Origin of the sequence: Paraburkholderia sp. RL17-337-BIB-A, assembly GCF_046025895.1 — a bacterium.
GTDB classification, from domain to species: domain Bacteria; phylum Pseudomonadota; class Gammaproteobacteria; order Burkholderiales; family Burkholderiaceae; genus Paraburkholderia; species Paraburkholderia fungorum_C.
Window position 1 is genome coordinate 186,624 of record NZ_JARESY010000003.1, and the last position, 14,320, is coordinate 200,943.

The window sequence follows — 14,320 nt, forward strand, 5'->3', positions numbered from 1 at the left end:
GCTTATCTCCCGATTGAAACAACAGGGTTCCGGAAACCGCCCACCGGCGGCAATGGTCCACCCAGGTCAGTAATGGCCAGCAGTGCAGGGGTGGTTCCGATCTGGGCCGAAGCCGCTGGCGCAGAGATGACTTCGGACCATGTCCGCTTTCCCTCTGACACGGTGACGTGATAGCCATCGACACGCGTGACAATCCAGCCGTTCAGCAGCTTCGCGCCGCGTTCGGCCGGGTAGATTCCGCCCTGATAGTCGTAGAGCACGTGTGCGCCGCTCATGTCGCTGTACGCACCAACGAAAGTGACGGGCGTGGTCTGGCGAACCGGCACACCTGGCAGCTTCGTCGGTTTGGGCAGGGCCACAGGCTGTGCATCTGAAGCCGCCGTGGGCGCCGAAAGCGGAGCATTCAGTCCAATGCCCTGGGCCGGTGGCTGCGCGCCGTCTGTCTTACGCATCGAGTTGACGAGGTTCTGACGTGCAAGTCCATCAATGTCGTCCAGTGTCAGGTGCTTGTCATCAGCATGCGCGAGCCCTGCAATGCAGAGCACAAAAAGCGATGCTGCCGCGCGACGGGCGGCGTTATTGGAGAACATAGTATTTACCCTTCGCCGTGAAATGAACGCCGGTGCCGTCTTCCTTGAGTTCAAGCTCAAGGGTGTCGAGCGCCATGCTGTCTGGCAGAGTTGCGAGCAGCCGGCTTTGCCACATATAGCCATCGATGGTCCAGTCACCCGCCTGAACGATTGGCCCGGTCACCTCACCCGCCATTGGCTGGCGGGCGAGCATGCGCTGAGGCGGTCGCAGCGTCACGACGTAGCCGTGACTGCTCAACTGGTCGGGCGTGGTCGAAAGCCGTTGCGGGTCGGTTTGTAGCTGCTTGATGAGTGCCTGTGCCGTGGGCCACTGCCTTGCCTCCCTGAGCATTACCTTCTGGACATGCGGAACGGCCGGACCTCTGGTTTGCAGGAGCAGACCGCCGGCATCAAATACGACGGGCCGCATCCCGGCGGAAGCTCGCGTGTCGAAGTCCCTGAACGTCCCGCCCTCGCGCTTGAACGTGATTGAGCACGCCCCGGCAACGCCGCACGACGCTTTCTGAAACTGCCATCCCGCCACGTTCGTTTCCTGGCTGCGGAAAAGGTCGAGCAGCGCTGGTGCGAAGGCCGAAGCAAGCGGGAGCGGCCCCGCAAACGTGCGCGCGACAGCCCCCTGATAATCGTGCATGTAGGTAGGCGGTGGCGCGGGCGGAGGTGGCGGCGGATAGAGGTAGGTGATCGCCTGGCTGACCCCGTAGATCAGGGCGCCGGCGATAACGATCACCGGCACCGCAGTGGGTACCTTGACCGGCACCTTCTTCACCAGGCCGACACTCTTGCCCCGGAGCAGTTCGCTCACCGCGAATGGCTCATCGAGGTCAGCAAGGTCGGAGCCGTAGCCGATCGTGACGAGCTCGGCGCGATTCTTTAGACACTCGTCTTCGAGCGCGACGCGACGTGCCTCCAGCGCGTTCAACGCGACTGTTTCGTCAGTCCGAACGGTCCCGCGCATTACCAGCACAACGTGCACACGCTTGCCGTCCTGAATCAGGACCAGCACGGCAGGCTTCGAACGAACGCGCTCAAGGCCGGCGATGCGGGCGGCCGCGGAGTAGAGTTTCACGCCCTTGCGCTCGCCCGCTTCCGGCGCGCAGAAACCTGCAACCGTTTCCTCTTTACCTTTGATCTCTGCGAAATGCGTCGCGTCGAACTCCTGCGCATAACGCCGACGCTCGGCCGCCCCGCCCCTGGTCGCATAGGCACGCCACTCGAGACCGAAGACGAGCCTCGCCTTCTTTTCGTTGGGTATCGTCTCGTAATGCATCATGCCGCTCACATCGACGGAACGACGGACGCGGTCAGCATGATCACCTGGAACGTCTTGGCCTTGTTCCATGCGCCACTCATGCCAAGAATCCCGTTGTTGCTCGAACCATCGTAGTTGTTCGTAATCGCGCCGTACATGACCACCGTCTGGCCATCGGACAGCGCAATAGTCTGGTCGTCCTTGCTGCCAACGATGTCAGGCAACTGAATCTGCTGGGCAGAGGCGCCCGTGCCGGTGCCAATGGTCGTGAAAGGACCATTAAGCTTTGAGTTATCGCTCCAGTACGAGAGGATGATCTGGTTGTGATCGTTCACCGCCGGCAGGATGTTCACGAAGTCGCCAACGGTCACCGAACCCGGTGTCAGCCCCGGCGCGCCCGCCGTCCCGCTGATCGAGCCGGTCGACGGCGTTGTCGCCGCGAGATACCCCTTTGTCTCGAACGAGCCGATTGACATCGGCAGGCCGTTCAGCGTCATCTTCGTCTGGGTGTTGTCCGCGATCGTCTTGCCAAACGTGTTTAACGCGTTGATCACTGCATTGGTACCCGTGAGCGGCGCGTTCGGCTTGAGGATCGACAGTCCCACGGAACCGGCTGAGGTCGCCAGCGACGTCGGCGACGAGACGCTGATCACGTATTTCGAAAGACCATTCGAGATCCGGTTGAACACAATGTCTGCATTCACGCCGGCCTGCGTTCCGTCGTTAAGCGCGATCTGCAACGTCCGCACGCGGATCGACACCTGACGCGTAGAAACTGCGTTCTCGCGTGTCAGCACCTCATTCATCCGATCGACGGCCTCCTTCGTGTCGGTTACCGTCACGAGCCGACTCTGCGGATTGACTGTGATCTTGCCGAGGGGCGTCTTCAGATTCTGGAGTTCCTTCGTGATCAGGTCGATCTGGTTGAACGTGCCATCCCGGCCCGTCGACGTCACTGCCGAGAAGGAACCGGTGTTAGCACTCGTGGTTCCCGTTCCCGTGGTCTGCGTACCTGTGGAGGTATCCGTGCCCTTTGACATCGACGACTTGATGCTTACGGCGCCAGGAATTGCTGCGATCTGGAAAGTTCGTGTCACGAAACGCGAGATGTTGATCGTCGCACCGTCAAAGTTCCAGGCGAGGCCAAGATCTTCTGTCACGCTGTGCAGGTACTGGCCGATCCTCGCATTGCCCGGTTGCCTGTAGACCGGCTCGACGTTGGCTGTGGCCGCCATGTTCGCCTGACCACCGCCCGATCCCGAGATGGACTCAACCAGTGCCTCGCGCGGGATGAATACGTCTGGACTCAGGTGAACCGGATAGCCCGAAGCGTCGGAGACGAGCGTCGCGATTCTGGTGATCGGCAGGTTCGCTGGGAACGTGACGCTCTTTTCGCGGAATACCGCCGGAAGGGTTGCTTCGTATGCGACCGGCACCAGTCGGTCACCAAGGAACGCAGTCGGCACATGTTCGACGAGCGCCAGCGAGTCGCCCATGTTTGCCATCGCGTGCGATGCGTCGGCCGTGGCGGCGTCATATGCCCCGTTCACGTCCGATTGCGACACGGCACAACCCGTAAGCACGGATGCAACGAGAAGGGATACAGCAGCTTGGAAGCGGTTCGCACGCATCGTCAATCAGTCCTGGCAGTTGGCTGCGCGGGCGACCACGCGAATTACGTTGTTGGTGTGTTCGCAAACCCGGGTCGGCGTGCGCATATGGTTCGTGGCGCGCATCACCTGCGTCAGCACAGAGTCGAAATCCCCGCTGAATGTCGCGTTGAACTCTAGCGGCAGGTCATCGTCAATTTTCCAGGCCAGTTGCCAGCCCTGTTGTTGCAACCAGCGGTCGAGCGCATTGCGCAGGTTGATGTCCTGCGGCGTGACCGCCAGCGTCAGGACGCCGCCCGGCGCAGCACCGCTCGCCCCCGGAAGCACCACAGGCGCAACCGCGTACGGGCTCTGTCCAGCTTGCGAAGGAGTAGCGGCCAGCATCGGTGGCGTCACGGCGCCCATTGCAGAGGGCGCAACGGGCTTCGTTGTCGACTTTGGGCCACCCATTGCAAGCGCGGTGACCGGCGCAGCAGATGTACCGGAGAGAAGCTGCCAGCCATCGCCTGCCGGTGGCGAAATCTGCGACTGGTTCGGGTCGGTCGCAAACGAAGCGGTCGCAAGTCCGGTCAGCGTGAGCGATGCGAAAACTTGCGCAAGCAGTGCGGCGCGACGACGGGTGGGCATGATGTTCATTGGCTTCATGAGTTTTCAGTGGGCCGCGCGCTGAATGCGCCGATAAATGTTGTTGGCGTACACCAGTTGCTTGTTGGCGGAGACGGCGTTGTACGCACCGACTGCCTTCCACGTCGGACCAAACTGCCTGATGTTCGACGCGAGGATCCATGTCCCGACATACACGTTCACGCACGCGTTAAAAAGCGCCTCGCGGGTAACGCCATAGCGCCGTAATTTCGGCAGCCATGACGAGTTGATCTGCATCAGTCCGACGTCTTCGGTCCCGTCGTTGTTGACGTTGATTGCACTGGCGCGCATCCCTGATTCCTGCTGCGCGATCGCGCGCACGAGCACGACGTTGACGTGATGGAACTGCGCTGCGTCGTCCAGGCAATCTGCCGCGGCCGGGTTGCTGCAGGCCAGCGTGCCCACAAATAGCGCTGCGACGGTACGGCCAATCATGACTTCGGCCGGTCAAAGAAACGGACGTCGTGCCTGCGCGTCACGTTCACGATGTTGCCGTCCGCGTTCACGATGAACTGGTCGGCAGTACCGTTGAAGCGGTAATAGCGCCCCTTCTGCTCGCCAGACCCAAGGTGCCCGACGTCCGAGACCTTGACGTTTCCAACCGTGTCGGCGAACTTGAAGTACGTCGATCCATCCTTGTCGAACACCGCTTCGAGGCCCGCACTGTTTTTCGGGTCGAAGGAATAGATCTGTCCTGCGACACGCGCGACCTCAACGCTGTCTGTGCCATTCGATACGACGAACCGGTCTGCACGGTTAAGCGTCACGACATTGCCTGAGTCGTCCCATTCTGGCTTGAGAGAGTGCCCGTCCATGTCCTGAAAGACGGTCTCTTTTGCTGGCCTTTGTGAAAAACGGATCTGGATATGCGTGTCGTCACCATCGCGAATGGCCAGCGCACTGAATTTCGATGCAAGCGCAGAATCGCGGGCCGGAACACCCTCCCCGGCAGCAACGGCCGAAGCGGCACTCATTGAAGCTGCACCATCGACAGGTGCAGCAACCGACGTGTTCGCCGCCGCGGCGCTCGCGACGTAATTCACGCCCGTTGACTTTGCAGCGGCGCGACGCAACGAGACGTGGCGCGTGGTGAAATCGACGTCCGCATAAAGGTCAACCGAACCGAGCAGCCGATCGAGCGACTGCATCCAGTTTTCACCATCACGCGTCGCGAAGCTCTGCGCGGTCGTCAGATCGACGTCCTTTTGCGCGGACCCTGTCCAGCCCTGGGGCACAAGCGCCTTCACGAGTTGCGCGAGCGGCAACGTCGCACTCATCGCGCGCGTGCTCTCCAGACGCGGACGGGCACCAATCAGCGCGAGACGGTTGGAGAAGCCCGCGAAGCCGACCGGCATGTCCCCGCGTGCGTTGCCCCGCTCTGCCGTGAAGCTGTTTGCTTTTTTCCAGCGTGCGGTCGCGCTCGCACCGCCGACCGAATAGCCAATAACTTCCGGAACGCCAGAAACCACGATGTAGGGGCCTTCGGCGTGTCCGCCCTCAACCTTCAGCGTCTGGCCTGCGCGCGGTTGCAGGTACGTGTCGGTGCCGTCGTTGAACGCGAGCGCCGGCCGCTCGCTTACGTTGCCGTCAATCTGGTAATCGAAGTCGAGCGGATCGGTGCTCGCGGCCGACGCGGACAGCGAAATCACTGCCAGCGCGATAATGGTTAGCGTGTGCTTCATAGACCGCGGTCGAGTTGCGAGAGATGCTGGATGAAGCGCGCGAGATATTCGCGGCCCGGCTGGGGATTTGCGCTGTGGTAGTAGGCGACTGCCTTCACGGCCGAATTCGTCTTGCGGAAGTTCTCGTTGAGAATGTCTTCTGCTACGTGAATGTTGGTCGCAGGCGCGAGCGCATCCCACGGCGACGCAAAGCGCTTTGCGTGGTAGCACCAGTTGATCTGCATGAGACCGACATCGAAGTCGCACCGACCGTCCGAGATAAGAAACCGGATCGCCTTGTACGCGTCCTCGCGCGTCCGGAAAAAAAATCCTCGGCCCGCGACATTCAGCGTCCACGGCCAGGCGCTACCGTTGTGTGCGGATTCGTTCAGTGCGATGCCCGCGAGAATTTTCGCGTCGACACTCGTACGCATTGCGTCGAATGGCGCTTGCGCCGACGCGCACGCCCAGCCGCCACGGCGCTCGGTCAACGCTGCCTGTGCGTCGTCGGTCAGTACAGCTGGCTGCAGCCAGCCGCTTCGGACCAGCAGACTCTGGACGCTTTCAGATGCGCCGTCGACCGTGACCGATGCAAACCCGTCCTTGCCCGGCTCGATATCCTGGCCTTGCAGCCGTTGCGCCCACGCGAGGAACGGCTTCAAACCACACGCATACACGGGCGTGCCGGGCAGCTCAACGACGGAGCGCTGGTCGCCCTCCGCCACGACAAATTGCGTGGGGCTTATGACCGTGTCGATCACTGCCGCGTTGGCACCCGAACAGGCTGCGGCGAGCGCGAGCGCTGCGACGGCAAGCCTAGTCATGGTACGGCTCCATGACAATGTCCTGCGTCACCTGAACAAGGAACGGCTGGCCCGGAGGCACCGTGATCGTCGGTGCGATGTTCTGATTGCGCTGAAGCACCGATTGCGCAGTGGTTGCGGCAACCTGTCCGGCGGTGCTTCCATAGGTCGTGACACCGGTTGGGCTTGCCGTTGTCGCGGTTGTCGCGCCGTTGTCGAACGTCTTCAGCAGGACCGCGGTAATGAAGCCAGCACCGAAAATCGCGAGAAAATGGTTGTTCACGTCACCAGAAAAGCCGGCGTAGCCGTTCTCGTCGGCGCCCTGCATGCCGTTCAGCGGAACACTCTTTCCGTTCGGCAGACGCAGACTGGTCGAGGCGACGAGCAGACGCTCCTGGCCGACCTTGATGTCGGCACTGTATGCGCCGTTGATGAACGAACCTTTCGGGATCATCAGGCAGTCGCCCTGCAGGCTGTCGTAGACGTCTTCGTCGACCATCAGAGCGATGCGACCCGGCTTGTCCGAGTTGAGCCCTTCAACGGTCTTTACGTGAATGTTGTGCGGCGGCGTCAGCGTGCAGCCTCGCGAACGGCCGTTAAAGGTCGACTGTTCGATGCCGCCCTGCGCTGCGGTTTCCTTCAGAAATGCACGATCGCGGTCTTCGGGAGCCTGGCCCTGTTTGGCGAGCGCGAGCGCCTTGGCGTCTGCGGCGTTTGGGGCTCCGGCAGTCGCCGCCGCACGTGCAGCCCGAAAGTCGTCCAGCGACGGAACGCCAGACGGGAGAGCCGATGTTTGCTGGTTCGGGTTTCTGGAAGCACCCGTCTGCTTGAAGATGGACGACGTGTAGATTGTGTCTTTACTATTGCTTTCAGCAAGCGCGTGTGTGTCATCGCCGTCTCTGCGACTTCATTCTGGAAGTCGTTGTCAGTCAGCATCGGCTTGACCGTTGGTCGCCGCGCTGCCGCAGCATCGGACGCTGCGCGCGCGGCCGCCTCAGACGCCGCAGCTTCCTGCTGCTGACGGATGACCTGGTCAATGTCCGATGTTTGAGCCGCCGGCGCCTCAGTGCTACTTTTCAACGCAGCAGCTTTCTTGAGTCGGGCGTCCTCCTCTGCCTGGTTACTTGCCTTCAGCTCGTAGTAAAAGCCCAGGCCGCCGATGACAAGTCCAGCCATCAGGCCAATGGTCATGATCGCGTTGCGTGGGGTCTTGCCTTTAACGAGTGTCTGCTGCTCGGCGTGTGGCCTGGCCGCATCGTTTTTTTTAGCCACGATCAGAAGACCCCGAAAACGCGATGCCGACCGCGCGTAACGGTCACCTCGTCCTTGCCAGACACAAGAACGATTTCGTCAGCGAGACGCTGGAAAACCAGAAAGTCACCACGCCGGATGAAATTGCCAACCACGCGGTCGCCGTGATCCTTGTACATCGGGACGGGCCAGGTCTGGGCCTTGACGGGCATGCGCATCCAGACAGAATGTCCGTCATCGAACACCACCTCTGGCTTGAACGCGGCACTACCGTCAACGGTGTAATCCCAGTTCAGCTTGTCGGGCGCAACGCTGATGCTGCCGGAATCGCCGCCCCGCTCGCCCGTGCCCGCAGCCTCATCACGGACATTTGTGCGGGCCACCGGCGCGTGCGCATACTGGAAGCGGACCGTCTGGTAGAAGAAGCCGCCAGCAGGCGAGGCGATCAGCGTTAAATCGTATTCGCGCCGATTGGTCGTCAGGTGCAGCGTGTTCACCAGATCGGCCTTGTGAGGTTTGATGAATACGTGATTCATCTTGTCGTCATCGATTTCCCACTGGATGCTGTCGCCCATTGCGGGGTCCGCAATCAGCTTCTCGCCCGGCTCCAGTTCAATCGTGGTGAGTTTCAACGGCGCGGTGAGCACGCGAAAAATCTGATCGCGGCTGTAGGGGAATACGCCGATTCGGGCATCACCGGGCATCGTGAGCGGATCGGCGCCGCCGTTAAACGGATTGACGGGGCTCATCGGGTCGCCAGCGATCATCGCCATATTCAGCGCACCTGTATCCGAAGGACGTTTTGCGTGCGCCGCCTGAGTGGCGAATACAGTGGCCGCGAGCGTGACGAAAATGCCGAGAACCGGCCGTTGGTGTTTCGAGATCATTGGGGTCAAGCTCCACCGGTCCGCTCAAGGCGGAAGAACGGAACATAAATGCCGAAGGGATTGGCAGTGAGGGCCGCATCCGCGGTCGGTGCGACAATCTGGTAGCGCAACGTCAGGGCATACGACTTGACGTCAGGTTTGCCAGTCGCGCCCGCCTGTGAGGTCGTCGTTGTGAATTCAACGAGGACCGTCTGATCCTCCAGCAGTGCGATGTTGCGCACGTTCACTTCACGGATCAGCTTCGGATTGGCCGTGATTGCCTGAAACGGCGCGTCGTCGCGCAGCCAGCTTCGGAACTGGTCCGAGCCCGCGCCGATCATCTGTGCCTTCACCGAATTGATGTTGGCCGACATGCGGGAGGTTTGAAGGCTTTCGGTCAGGACCGGCTCGATCGTGAACCAGCGAACGACCATATCCTTCATGCTTGTCCGGGTAGCCTGTGAGTCGGGCTTGTACGCAACGAGCTCCGTCACGACGGGATGCCCGCTCACATCAGCAGAAACGCCGACCACGCGCGTAACCGACGGGGGCGGCTGCCGGGTCCAGACAGCGCCGGCAGCAATCGCAGCGAGGGCAAAGGCCATGAGCACCCAGCGATTCTTCTCGACCTTCAGCTTCGTGCTGGTTTCGAAGATCACAGTGCTCGGATCTTCCTCGGCGTACATGCCGGGGGCCGTCGATAGCGCGGCCTGACGCTTGTTCCTGAAAAGACGCATGGCAACCCTTGATGAATGGCTACCATTGGAACAATTTTTAAGTCAGCGTTTTCGACGAAAGGCACCGAGATTCAAGCGTCTTTTAGCTATTGAGATTGTCCTGCGTTCGGGCCGCTGCGTTCTTGGGTCGAGGCTATAACGTGTTACAGCCAGTTCCGGACAAAGGCAGCGATTTTTGATGTCTTTCTGTCACCAAAGACGAGCGCGCACCGATAGTTACCCCGGCATTACATGACGTTCCGTTGTTTCCAATGGGGCACTGGTGTAATTTTGGAAACAAGAGGTGGGCCTTAAAACCACATATTTTCAACGGTTTAGTTACGACCGGATCTGCGGCACGTTATAACGCGTTAGCAGGTGCAGCTCTCGGCAAAGCGTCTCCGCATCAAGCGTGACCGTAGACCACCCAGTACCCCTCTTGCTCGTTCCGCGGTTTTAGCACGGGTGAGAACGGTCGAAGGCAACCGCTCCGGGAAATACAGCCAAGCATGCGCTGCAATCAACGACTGTGAAAACCCCGTACGCATACATCCGGGCCTTGATCAGCAAGTCGCTCGACAATGCTTTCCTGGCCAGAACCGCGCAGATGCAACTGGCCGAGCAAGCTGAACGAGCACGAATCAAGGTTGGTGACCGCGAGGAACAAGCAGCGCTTAGCGCATCGGGGCAAAACATATCGTGCGCCAAATCGCTATCGTTGGACCGTCGAAGATACCGGCTTCGTTCGCACTGACGCTAACGGCAATAGGGCATCCGTGCCACACGCAAAGGCACCGGCTATCAGGGCGTCGACAACTCGCGGTGAATGGGAGATATCGTCACAACCCGACGGTCATCGCCTTTCAAATATCGTCGTGCATTACGAGGTCGGCGTAAATGAGTAAGGGCTTGACGAGGGGATGCACGCTCGGTGGCTGCGTCGCCGGGAGGGACGTACTCGGCCAGAACGCTTCGAGGATTTCCACGCCGCCGCGCTCGTCAGTCGCAACCGTGCAGCGAGCATGAACTCCCTGCGCATGGGGCTCTGGGTATAGTTCGTCGTCCTCGACGCTTCGAGCTGTCCAGCACTCGCCGGCCCTCGGAGCCGTGGCGGTTGGTGAACATTTTCCGGGTGGTTTGCCGCAGGGCGAACACCGCCGACATCAGTCCAAATCGAAACGCCCACCCGGCGCCGCGTAAGCATCCCTTTCGAGCGGACACTCCATGACGTATTCCCCTTCTTTGATTTAAAAGGAAAGTCTAATCTTCAAAGGGGGCAATTTGTGAAAACGCTGCGCGCCTGGAATTGCGCTTGCGCGGGCAGCGCCAACGGCCTCGCGCGCCGCGGGCGGGTTCCGGGGGGCGCCGCCGGCACAGCCGGGCCAATCGAACGCTACGGCGGCCTCTACGTCGCCTCTCCTCCCGTCAGTGCTGAACAGCTGAATCATGCTTACATCGTTGAACTGCGTCTCCGCGGGATGCTTCGACACCGGGGGCGTCCATTCTCGGAACCGCCCCGACAATTGGGGCAATCGGTCGCCCGCGGGCCGGCCCAGCGATCGGCGGTGGAGGCGCCGAACCGGAATCCCACAAAGCTACACGTTCGTACCATAACAACACGCCCTTCCGTACCAGCCAACTACCCCATCCGTACCATATCCACACGCCGGCGGAACCATAAAGCACCACCAAGGGCACCAGAGGTCTACACCTTGCCCGGCTTAAAGTCCCGCCCGGTAAGGGATTGATCTGAGCTAAAGGTTTACTAAAGGTGTTAAGCGTATACGTAAACACGTAAACGGCGTTCGTCGTCTTTAGGAAGAAAGTAAAGCACGAAATTCCACCTCGCTATTCCCGTGCAGCTCAACATCATTCCTGAGCAGCCAAAAAGTCCCAAGGCTCGCAAATCTACCGCAGGCACCCAAGGGTTTCCCTTTGAATTGGAACGACTTTTTCCTCGCAATCGAAAAGTCAGTTCACCGAAGGCCTCAACGTGTAGGGCTATGGTTATGGGTGCCTGGTGTAGGTCTATGGTTTGATTTGAACGTGTAGTCCTATGGGAATGCGGATCTCTGCGTCGTCGTCGGAGGCGCCTCGCACCGTTGGCTTGAGGTGTAGGACTATGGTACGGGCAACGGCGCGACCCGATTGTAGGCCAGAGGAGACGGAATGCCGTGCGCAGCGGGTTGTTGTTTGGCTAGGTGTAGTTCTATGGTATTTGTTGGGAAGCCAATTGGCGCAGAATGATCTTCAGTTGTCCGCTAAGGTCGGGAGTCTATGGGACGATCGGCAAGGTGTAGTTCTATGGTCCGCCACGGCGCAAGTTCGGGCCGTGGCACGACCCCTGGACGGCTTGCACCAGCCGGCGGCCCGGCGACAATTGGGTGGAAGGTGTAGAGCTATGGTGGTGAGTTCGGATCGACGATCCGTAGTGCGAGCGCCGCAGGCACCATTTCACGCGGCTCAGAACGGAAGTAAGCGCTCACCAGGGCGGGGGTTAGAGGAAGAATAGTGGTAGATTGAGCCCCCTGGAATGTTGAAAGGTGTAGTCGTATGGTCGTTTTTTAGGTCAGAATTGCGGTCAGATTGTGATAGGGGTGTAGGCGTATGGTGGACGCCCCGCTTGGCCGGGACCGCGACACGATATCGGGTAGAATCTCAACATTGTTTGCTAAGTCATTGACGTGTTGAGGTTTGTTATCAATCACCGAGAACTAAATAAAACGGAATTTGAGGTCAACGCGTGGCATCCAAATCTGTAACGCTCGCTCAGCAGTCGCCGCAGCCCCCAAAGCGATTGAAGGGCAAGAAAGGTGCGAAAACCGAAGCCAGGACGACTCAGATCGGACTCTTCACTGTCGAGGAACCGGAGCCCTTCAAGAAAGCGACGCCGGCTGTTCACATCAGCGCAAAAAACAAAGCGCTGACTCTTGTTCAGCACAAGATCTACAACGCGCTGTTGGCAAATGCGATTGAGCAGGACCGCGATAATGCCGGCACGAATGTGGGTCTTTCCCAGTTCTCGATCGCTCTTACGGACCTCGTTGATAAGGTAGGTCTGAACAGCAACAACCGCGATTATCTGAAAGGGGTCATCAATTCACTCATCGGTACGGTCGTGAACTGGGACTTTCTGGAAGCCGAGCGCGGAGAAGTCTGGGCCGCGACCGGTCTTCTATCTACGGCAGAGATGGACCGTAGCACCCTCACCTATGAGTTTTCGGCCAAGATTCGGGATTTTCTCGTTCATCCTCAGATGTACGCGACGATTGATATGCGCATTGTTCGTGCGTTCAAACGCGCGGCAGCGCTGGTGCTGTGGGAAAACTCCGTGCGTTACGAGGGCATTGGCCAGTCGGCGGTAATCCCGATCGAGAAACTTCGCCAACTCTTTCTGGGCCAGGAAGGGGCGAAGACAATCTACCCCGAGTACAAGGAGTTCAAGCGAAACGTCTTGACGCCCGCAGTGCGGGAGGCGAATGAGGTCAGTGACCACACGATCGAAGTACTCGAGGTTCGACAGGGGCGCGCCGTCGTTGGAGTTCGCTTTACCGTGGCACGGAAGCAAGAGGCCGCGCGCATGGAGTCGGTGGATAGTGATCTTCTAATGTCGGTCACGCAGTTAGGTATTCCGAGTTCGGAAGCGCGAAAAACTCTGGGCCGCCATAGTGAGAGCGATGTGCGCAACGCGCTCGACTATGTCCGCGCGCGCGAAGCCAAAAAGGGCGCCACACCGATTACAAATGTTCCAGCCTACTTCCGCAAAGCGCTTGCGGAGAAATGGGTGACACCGGAGAAGTCTAGCGGCATCAAAAAGGCGGCCGCAGGCCCGGGATTGTCCATAACCGGTATCACGGAGGAGGAAATCCGTGAGAAATACCGCGCGTCCCAACTTGGGGATGCCAGGGCGTACTTTGATGAGTTAAGCGCTGCTGATCAGGCGGAGTTGATAGCGCGTTACAACGCGTGGCAACCGATGCAGAAGTGGCGGTTGGAAGGTGGAAAGAAACAATCCACCGCTGCACAGCAATTGTTCCTGTCGTGGTTGGCCCATGAAACGTGGGGCGAGCCGTCGACTGAGGACCTGTTTAAATTCGTGATTAAAGGTTTGGCGTCCACGGCCACAGCCTGAGGACCTTTGAACACCGTGCGACGATGTTGTCGTGGTGACATTTAAACCAGATTATCCACTTGAGTAGATCTTAGAGGTGGGAGGTGTTGGCGGCGGTGTAAAAGCGACATTAAACGGCGGCGCAAGGTTCAGTAGATGCGCCAACAACCGTGAACGGTATTGGCGCCAGTGATCGAGCGTGCGGGGTCGTCAGTCAGAAGGGATCTGCCGCGTTGTCACGAGGGTGAGGGTTTCCAGGAGGCGCACGCTGCTCGCGCAGCAGTTCGTTGAGCGCAATCTGATAGTGCGCGACGATGCGCTCGCGTAGATCGTCGATGAGTTCGACGACGGCGAGCTGGGGGTGACCCGCTTCAGTGGACGGTTACGTAGTTGAATTGTGCCCGGGTGAGGGTCCTCCCTTTGATGTGACGTTGCGGGTTGTCCACGGCCGGACGGCGGGTCGCCCGTTACGACCATGACGCTGGCCGGCGGTGGGCAACCCGCATGCGGACGAGGTCTGTTTTTTCGCGGCATGCATCCGTTCGTAAATCATCGGCGAGCGATAGCCGATGCCGCTGTGCAGGCGGTGCGGGTTATACCAGCCTTCAATGAAGGAGAACAACGCTTGTCGGGCTTGTTCATGTGTATCGAATCGCGTGCGCGCGAGCAGCTCACATTCAAGCGTGGCGAAGAACGCCTCGCACATGGCGTTATCGAAGCAGTCGCCCACTGTGCCCATGGACGGACGCACGCCTGCTTCGCTGCAACGCCGGCCGAAGGCAAGCGAAGTGTATTGGGCGAATTCAATCGGTCGTTGC

General features: G+C 59.8%; 12 protein-coding genes and 2 pseudogenes. 1 reads left to right on the plus strand and 13 read right to left on the minus strand.

Annotated features, from left to right (window positions below):
* Nucleotides 1–2: 2 nt before the first annotated feature.
* From P0D84_RS38620 to P0D84_RS38675, 12 genes and pseudogenes are all read right to left on the minus strand, one after another.
* On the minus strand, nt 3–590 hold the full coding sequence (locus P0D84_RS38620; RefSeq protein ID WP_408346912.1) for a hypothetical protein: 588 nt from the start codon (nt 588–590) through the stop codon (nt 3–5).
* A complete protein-coding gene (locus P0D84_RS38625; protein WP_408346915.1) occupies nt 577–1,929 on the minus strand; it encodes a type IV pilus inner membrane component PilO in 1,353 nt (450 codons plus the stop codon). The genes P0D84_RS38620 and P0D84_RS38625 overlap by 14 nt, the downstream gene beginning before the upstream one ends.
* Nucleotides 1,866–3,470: a type II secretory pathway protein gene (locus P0D84_RS38630; RefSeq protein WP_408346918.1), complete on the minus strand. Its 1,605-nt coding sequence runs from the start codon at nt 3,468–3,470 to the stop codon at nt 1,866–1,868. The genes P0D84_RS38625 and P0D84_RS38630 overlap by 64 nt, the downstream gene beginning before the upstream one ends.
* A gap of 6 nt (nt 3,471–3,476) precedes the next feature.
* The gene (locus tag P0D84_RS38635; protein ID WP_408349672.1) at nt 3,477–4,085 is read right to left on the minus strand and encodes a TcpQ domain-containing protein; all 609 of its coding nucleotides are present in this window, start codon (nt 4,083–4,085) and stop codon (nt 3,477–3,479) included.
* A 15-nt stretch (nt 4,086–4,100) separates the two neighbouring features.
* On the minus strand, nt 4,101–4,529 hold the full coding sequence (locus P0D84_RS38640; protein ID WP_408346921.1) for a lytic transglycosylase domain-containing protein: 429 nt from the start codon (nt 4,527–4,529) through the stop codon (nt 4,101–4,103).
* Nucleotides 4,526–5,776 carry a TrbG/VirB9 family P-type conjugative transfer protein gene (locus tag P0D84_RS38645; protein ID WP_408346924.1) on the minus strand — a complete coding sequence of 417 codons (1,251 nt, stop codon included), beginning with the start codon at nt 5,774–5,776 and terminating at the stop codon, nt 4,526–4,528. Before P0D84_RS38645 ends, P0D84_RS38640 begins: the two co-directional genes overlap by 4 nt.
* Entirely contained in the window at nt 5,773–6,579 is an 807-nt protein-coding gene (locus P0D84_RS38650; protein WP_408346927.1) for a transglycosylase SLT domain-containing protein, read from the minus strand. Before P0D84_RS38650 ends, P0D84_RS38645 begins: the two co-directional genes overlap by 4 nt.
* Complete coding sequence (locus P0D84_RS38655; RefSeq protein ID WP_408346930.1) at nt 6,572–7,057, minus strand: TraB/TrbI/VirB10 family type IV secretion system protein; 486 nt, start codon at nt 7,055–7,057, stop codon at nt 6,572–6,574. Before P0D84_RS38655 ends, P0D84_RS38650 begins: the two co-directional genes overlap by 8 nt.
* 140 nt (nt 7,058–7,197) lie before the next feature.
* Nucleotides 7,198–7,749, minus strand: a complete 552-nt coding sequence (locus P0D84_RS38660; protein ID WP_408346933.1) for a hypothetical protein — start codon at nt 7,747–7,749, stop codon at nt 7,198–7,200.
* 83 nt (nt 7,750–7,832) lie between these two features.
* A complete protein-coding gene (locus P0D84_RS38665; protein ID WP_408346936.1) occupies nt 7,833–8,696 on the minus strand; it encodes a TrbG/VirB9 family P-type conjugative transfer protein in 864 nt (287 codons plus the stop codon).
* A 5-nt stretch (nt 8,697–8,701) separates the two neighbouring features.
* A complete protein-coding gene (locus P0D84_RS38670; RefSeq protein WP_408346939.1) occupies nt 8,702–9,412 on the minus strand; it encodes a VirB8 family type IV secretion system protein in 711 nt (236 codons plus the stop codon).
* Between the two features lie 842 nt (nt 9,413–10,254).
* A pseudogene (locus P0D84_RS38675) lies at nt 10,255–10,398 on the minus strand (type IV toxin-antitoxin system AbiEi family antitoxin); the annotation flags it as partial.
* A gap of 1,736 nt (nt 10,399–12,134) precedes the next feature.
* Here P0D84_RS38675 and P0D84_RS38680 point away from each other — a divergent pair.
* On the plus strand, nt 12,135–13,523 hold the full coding sequence (locus tag P0D84_RS38680) for a replication initiation protein (protein WP_408346942.1): 1,389 nt from the start codon (nt 12,135–12,137) through the stop codon (nt 13,521–13,523).
* 505 nt (nt 13,524–14,028) lie between these two features.
* On the opposite strand, the pseudogene P0D84_RS38685 reads toward P0D84_RS38680, so the two are convergent.
* Nucleotides 14,029–14,298: pseudogene (locus P0D84_RS38685) on the minus strand (transposase); the annotation flags it as partial.
* Nucleotides 14,299–14,320 lie beyond the last annotated feature (22 nt).

Coding starts and splice junctions, on each gene's coding strand:
- P0D84_RS38620 (WP_408346912.1), bottom strand. CDS start 590: ATGTTCTCCAATAACGCCGCCCGTCGCGCGGCAGCATCGCTTTTTGTG.
- P0D84_RS38625 (WP_408346915.1), bottom strand. CDS start 1,929: ATGGAACAAGGCCAAGACGTTCCAGGTGATCATGCTGACCGCGTCCGT.
- P0D84_RS38630 (WP_408346918.1), bottom strand. CDS start 3,470: ATGCGTGCGAACCGCTTCCAAGCTGCTGTATCCCTTCTCGTTGCATCC.
- P0D84_RS38635 (WP_408349672.1), bottom strand. CDS start 4,085: ATGAACATCATGCCCACCCGTCGTCGCGCCGCACTGCTTGCGCAAGTT.
- P0D84_RS38640 (WP_408346921.1), bottom strand. CDS start 4,529: ATGATTGGCCGTACCGTCGCAGCGCTATTTGTGGGCACGCTGGCCTGC.
- P0D84_RS38645 (WP_408346924.1), bottom strand. CDS start 5,776: ATGAAGCACACGCTAACCATTATCGCGCTGGCAGTGATTTCGCTGTCC.
- P0D84_RS38650 (WP_408346927.1), bottom strand. CDS start 6,579: ATGACTAGGCTTGCCGTCGCAGCGCTCGCGCTCGCCGCAGCCTGTTCG.
- P0D84_RS38655 (WP_408346930.1), bottom strand. CDS start 7,057: ATGGTCGACGAAGACGTCTACGACAGCCTGCAGGGCGACTGCCTGATG.
- P0D84_RS38660 (WP_408346933.1), bottom strand. CDS start 7,749: ATGACCATTGGCCTGATGGCTGGACTTGTCATCGGCGGCCTGGGCTTT.
- P0D84_RS38665 (WP_408346936.1), bottom strand. CDS start 8,696: ATGATCTCGAAACACCAACGGCCGGTTCTCGGCATTTTCGTCACGCTC.
- P0D84_RS38670 (WP_408346939.1), bottom strand. CDS start 9,412: ATGCGTCTTTTCAGGAACAAGCGTCAGGCCGCGCTATCGACGGCCCCC.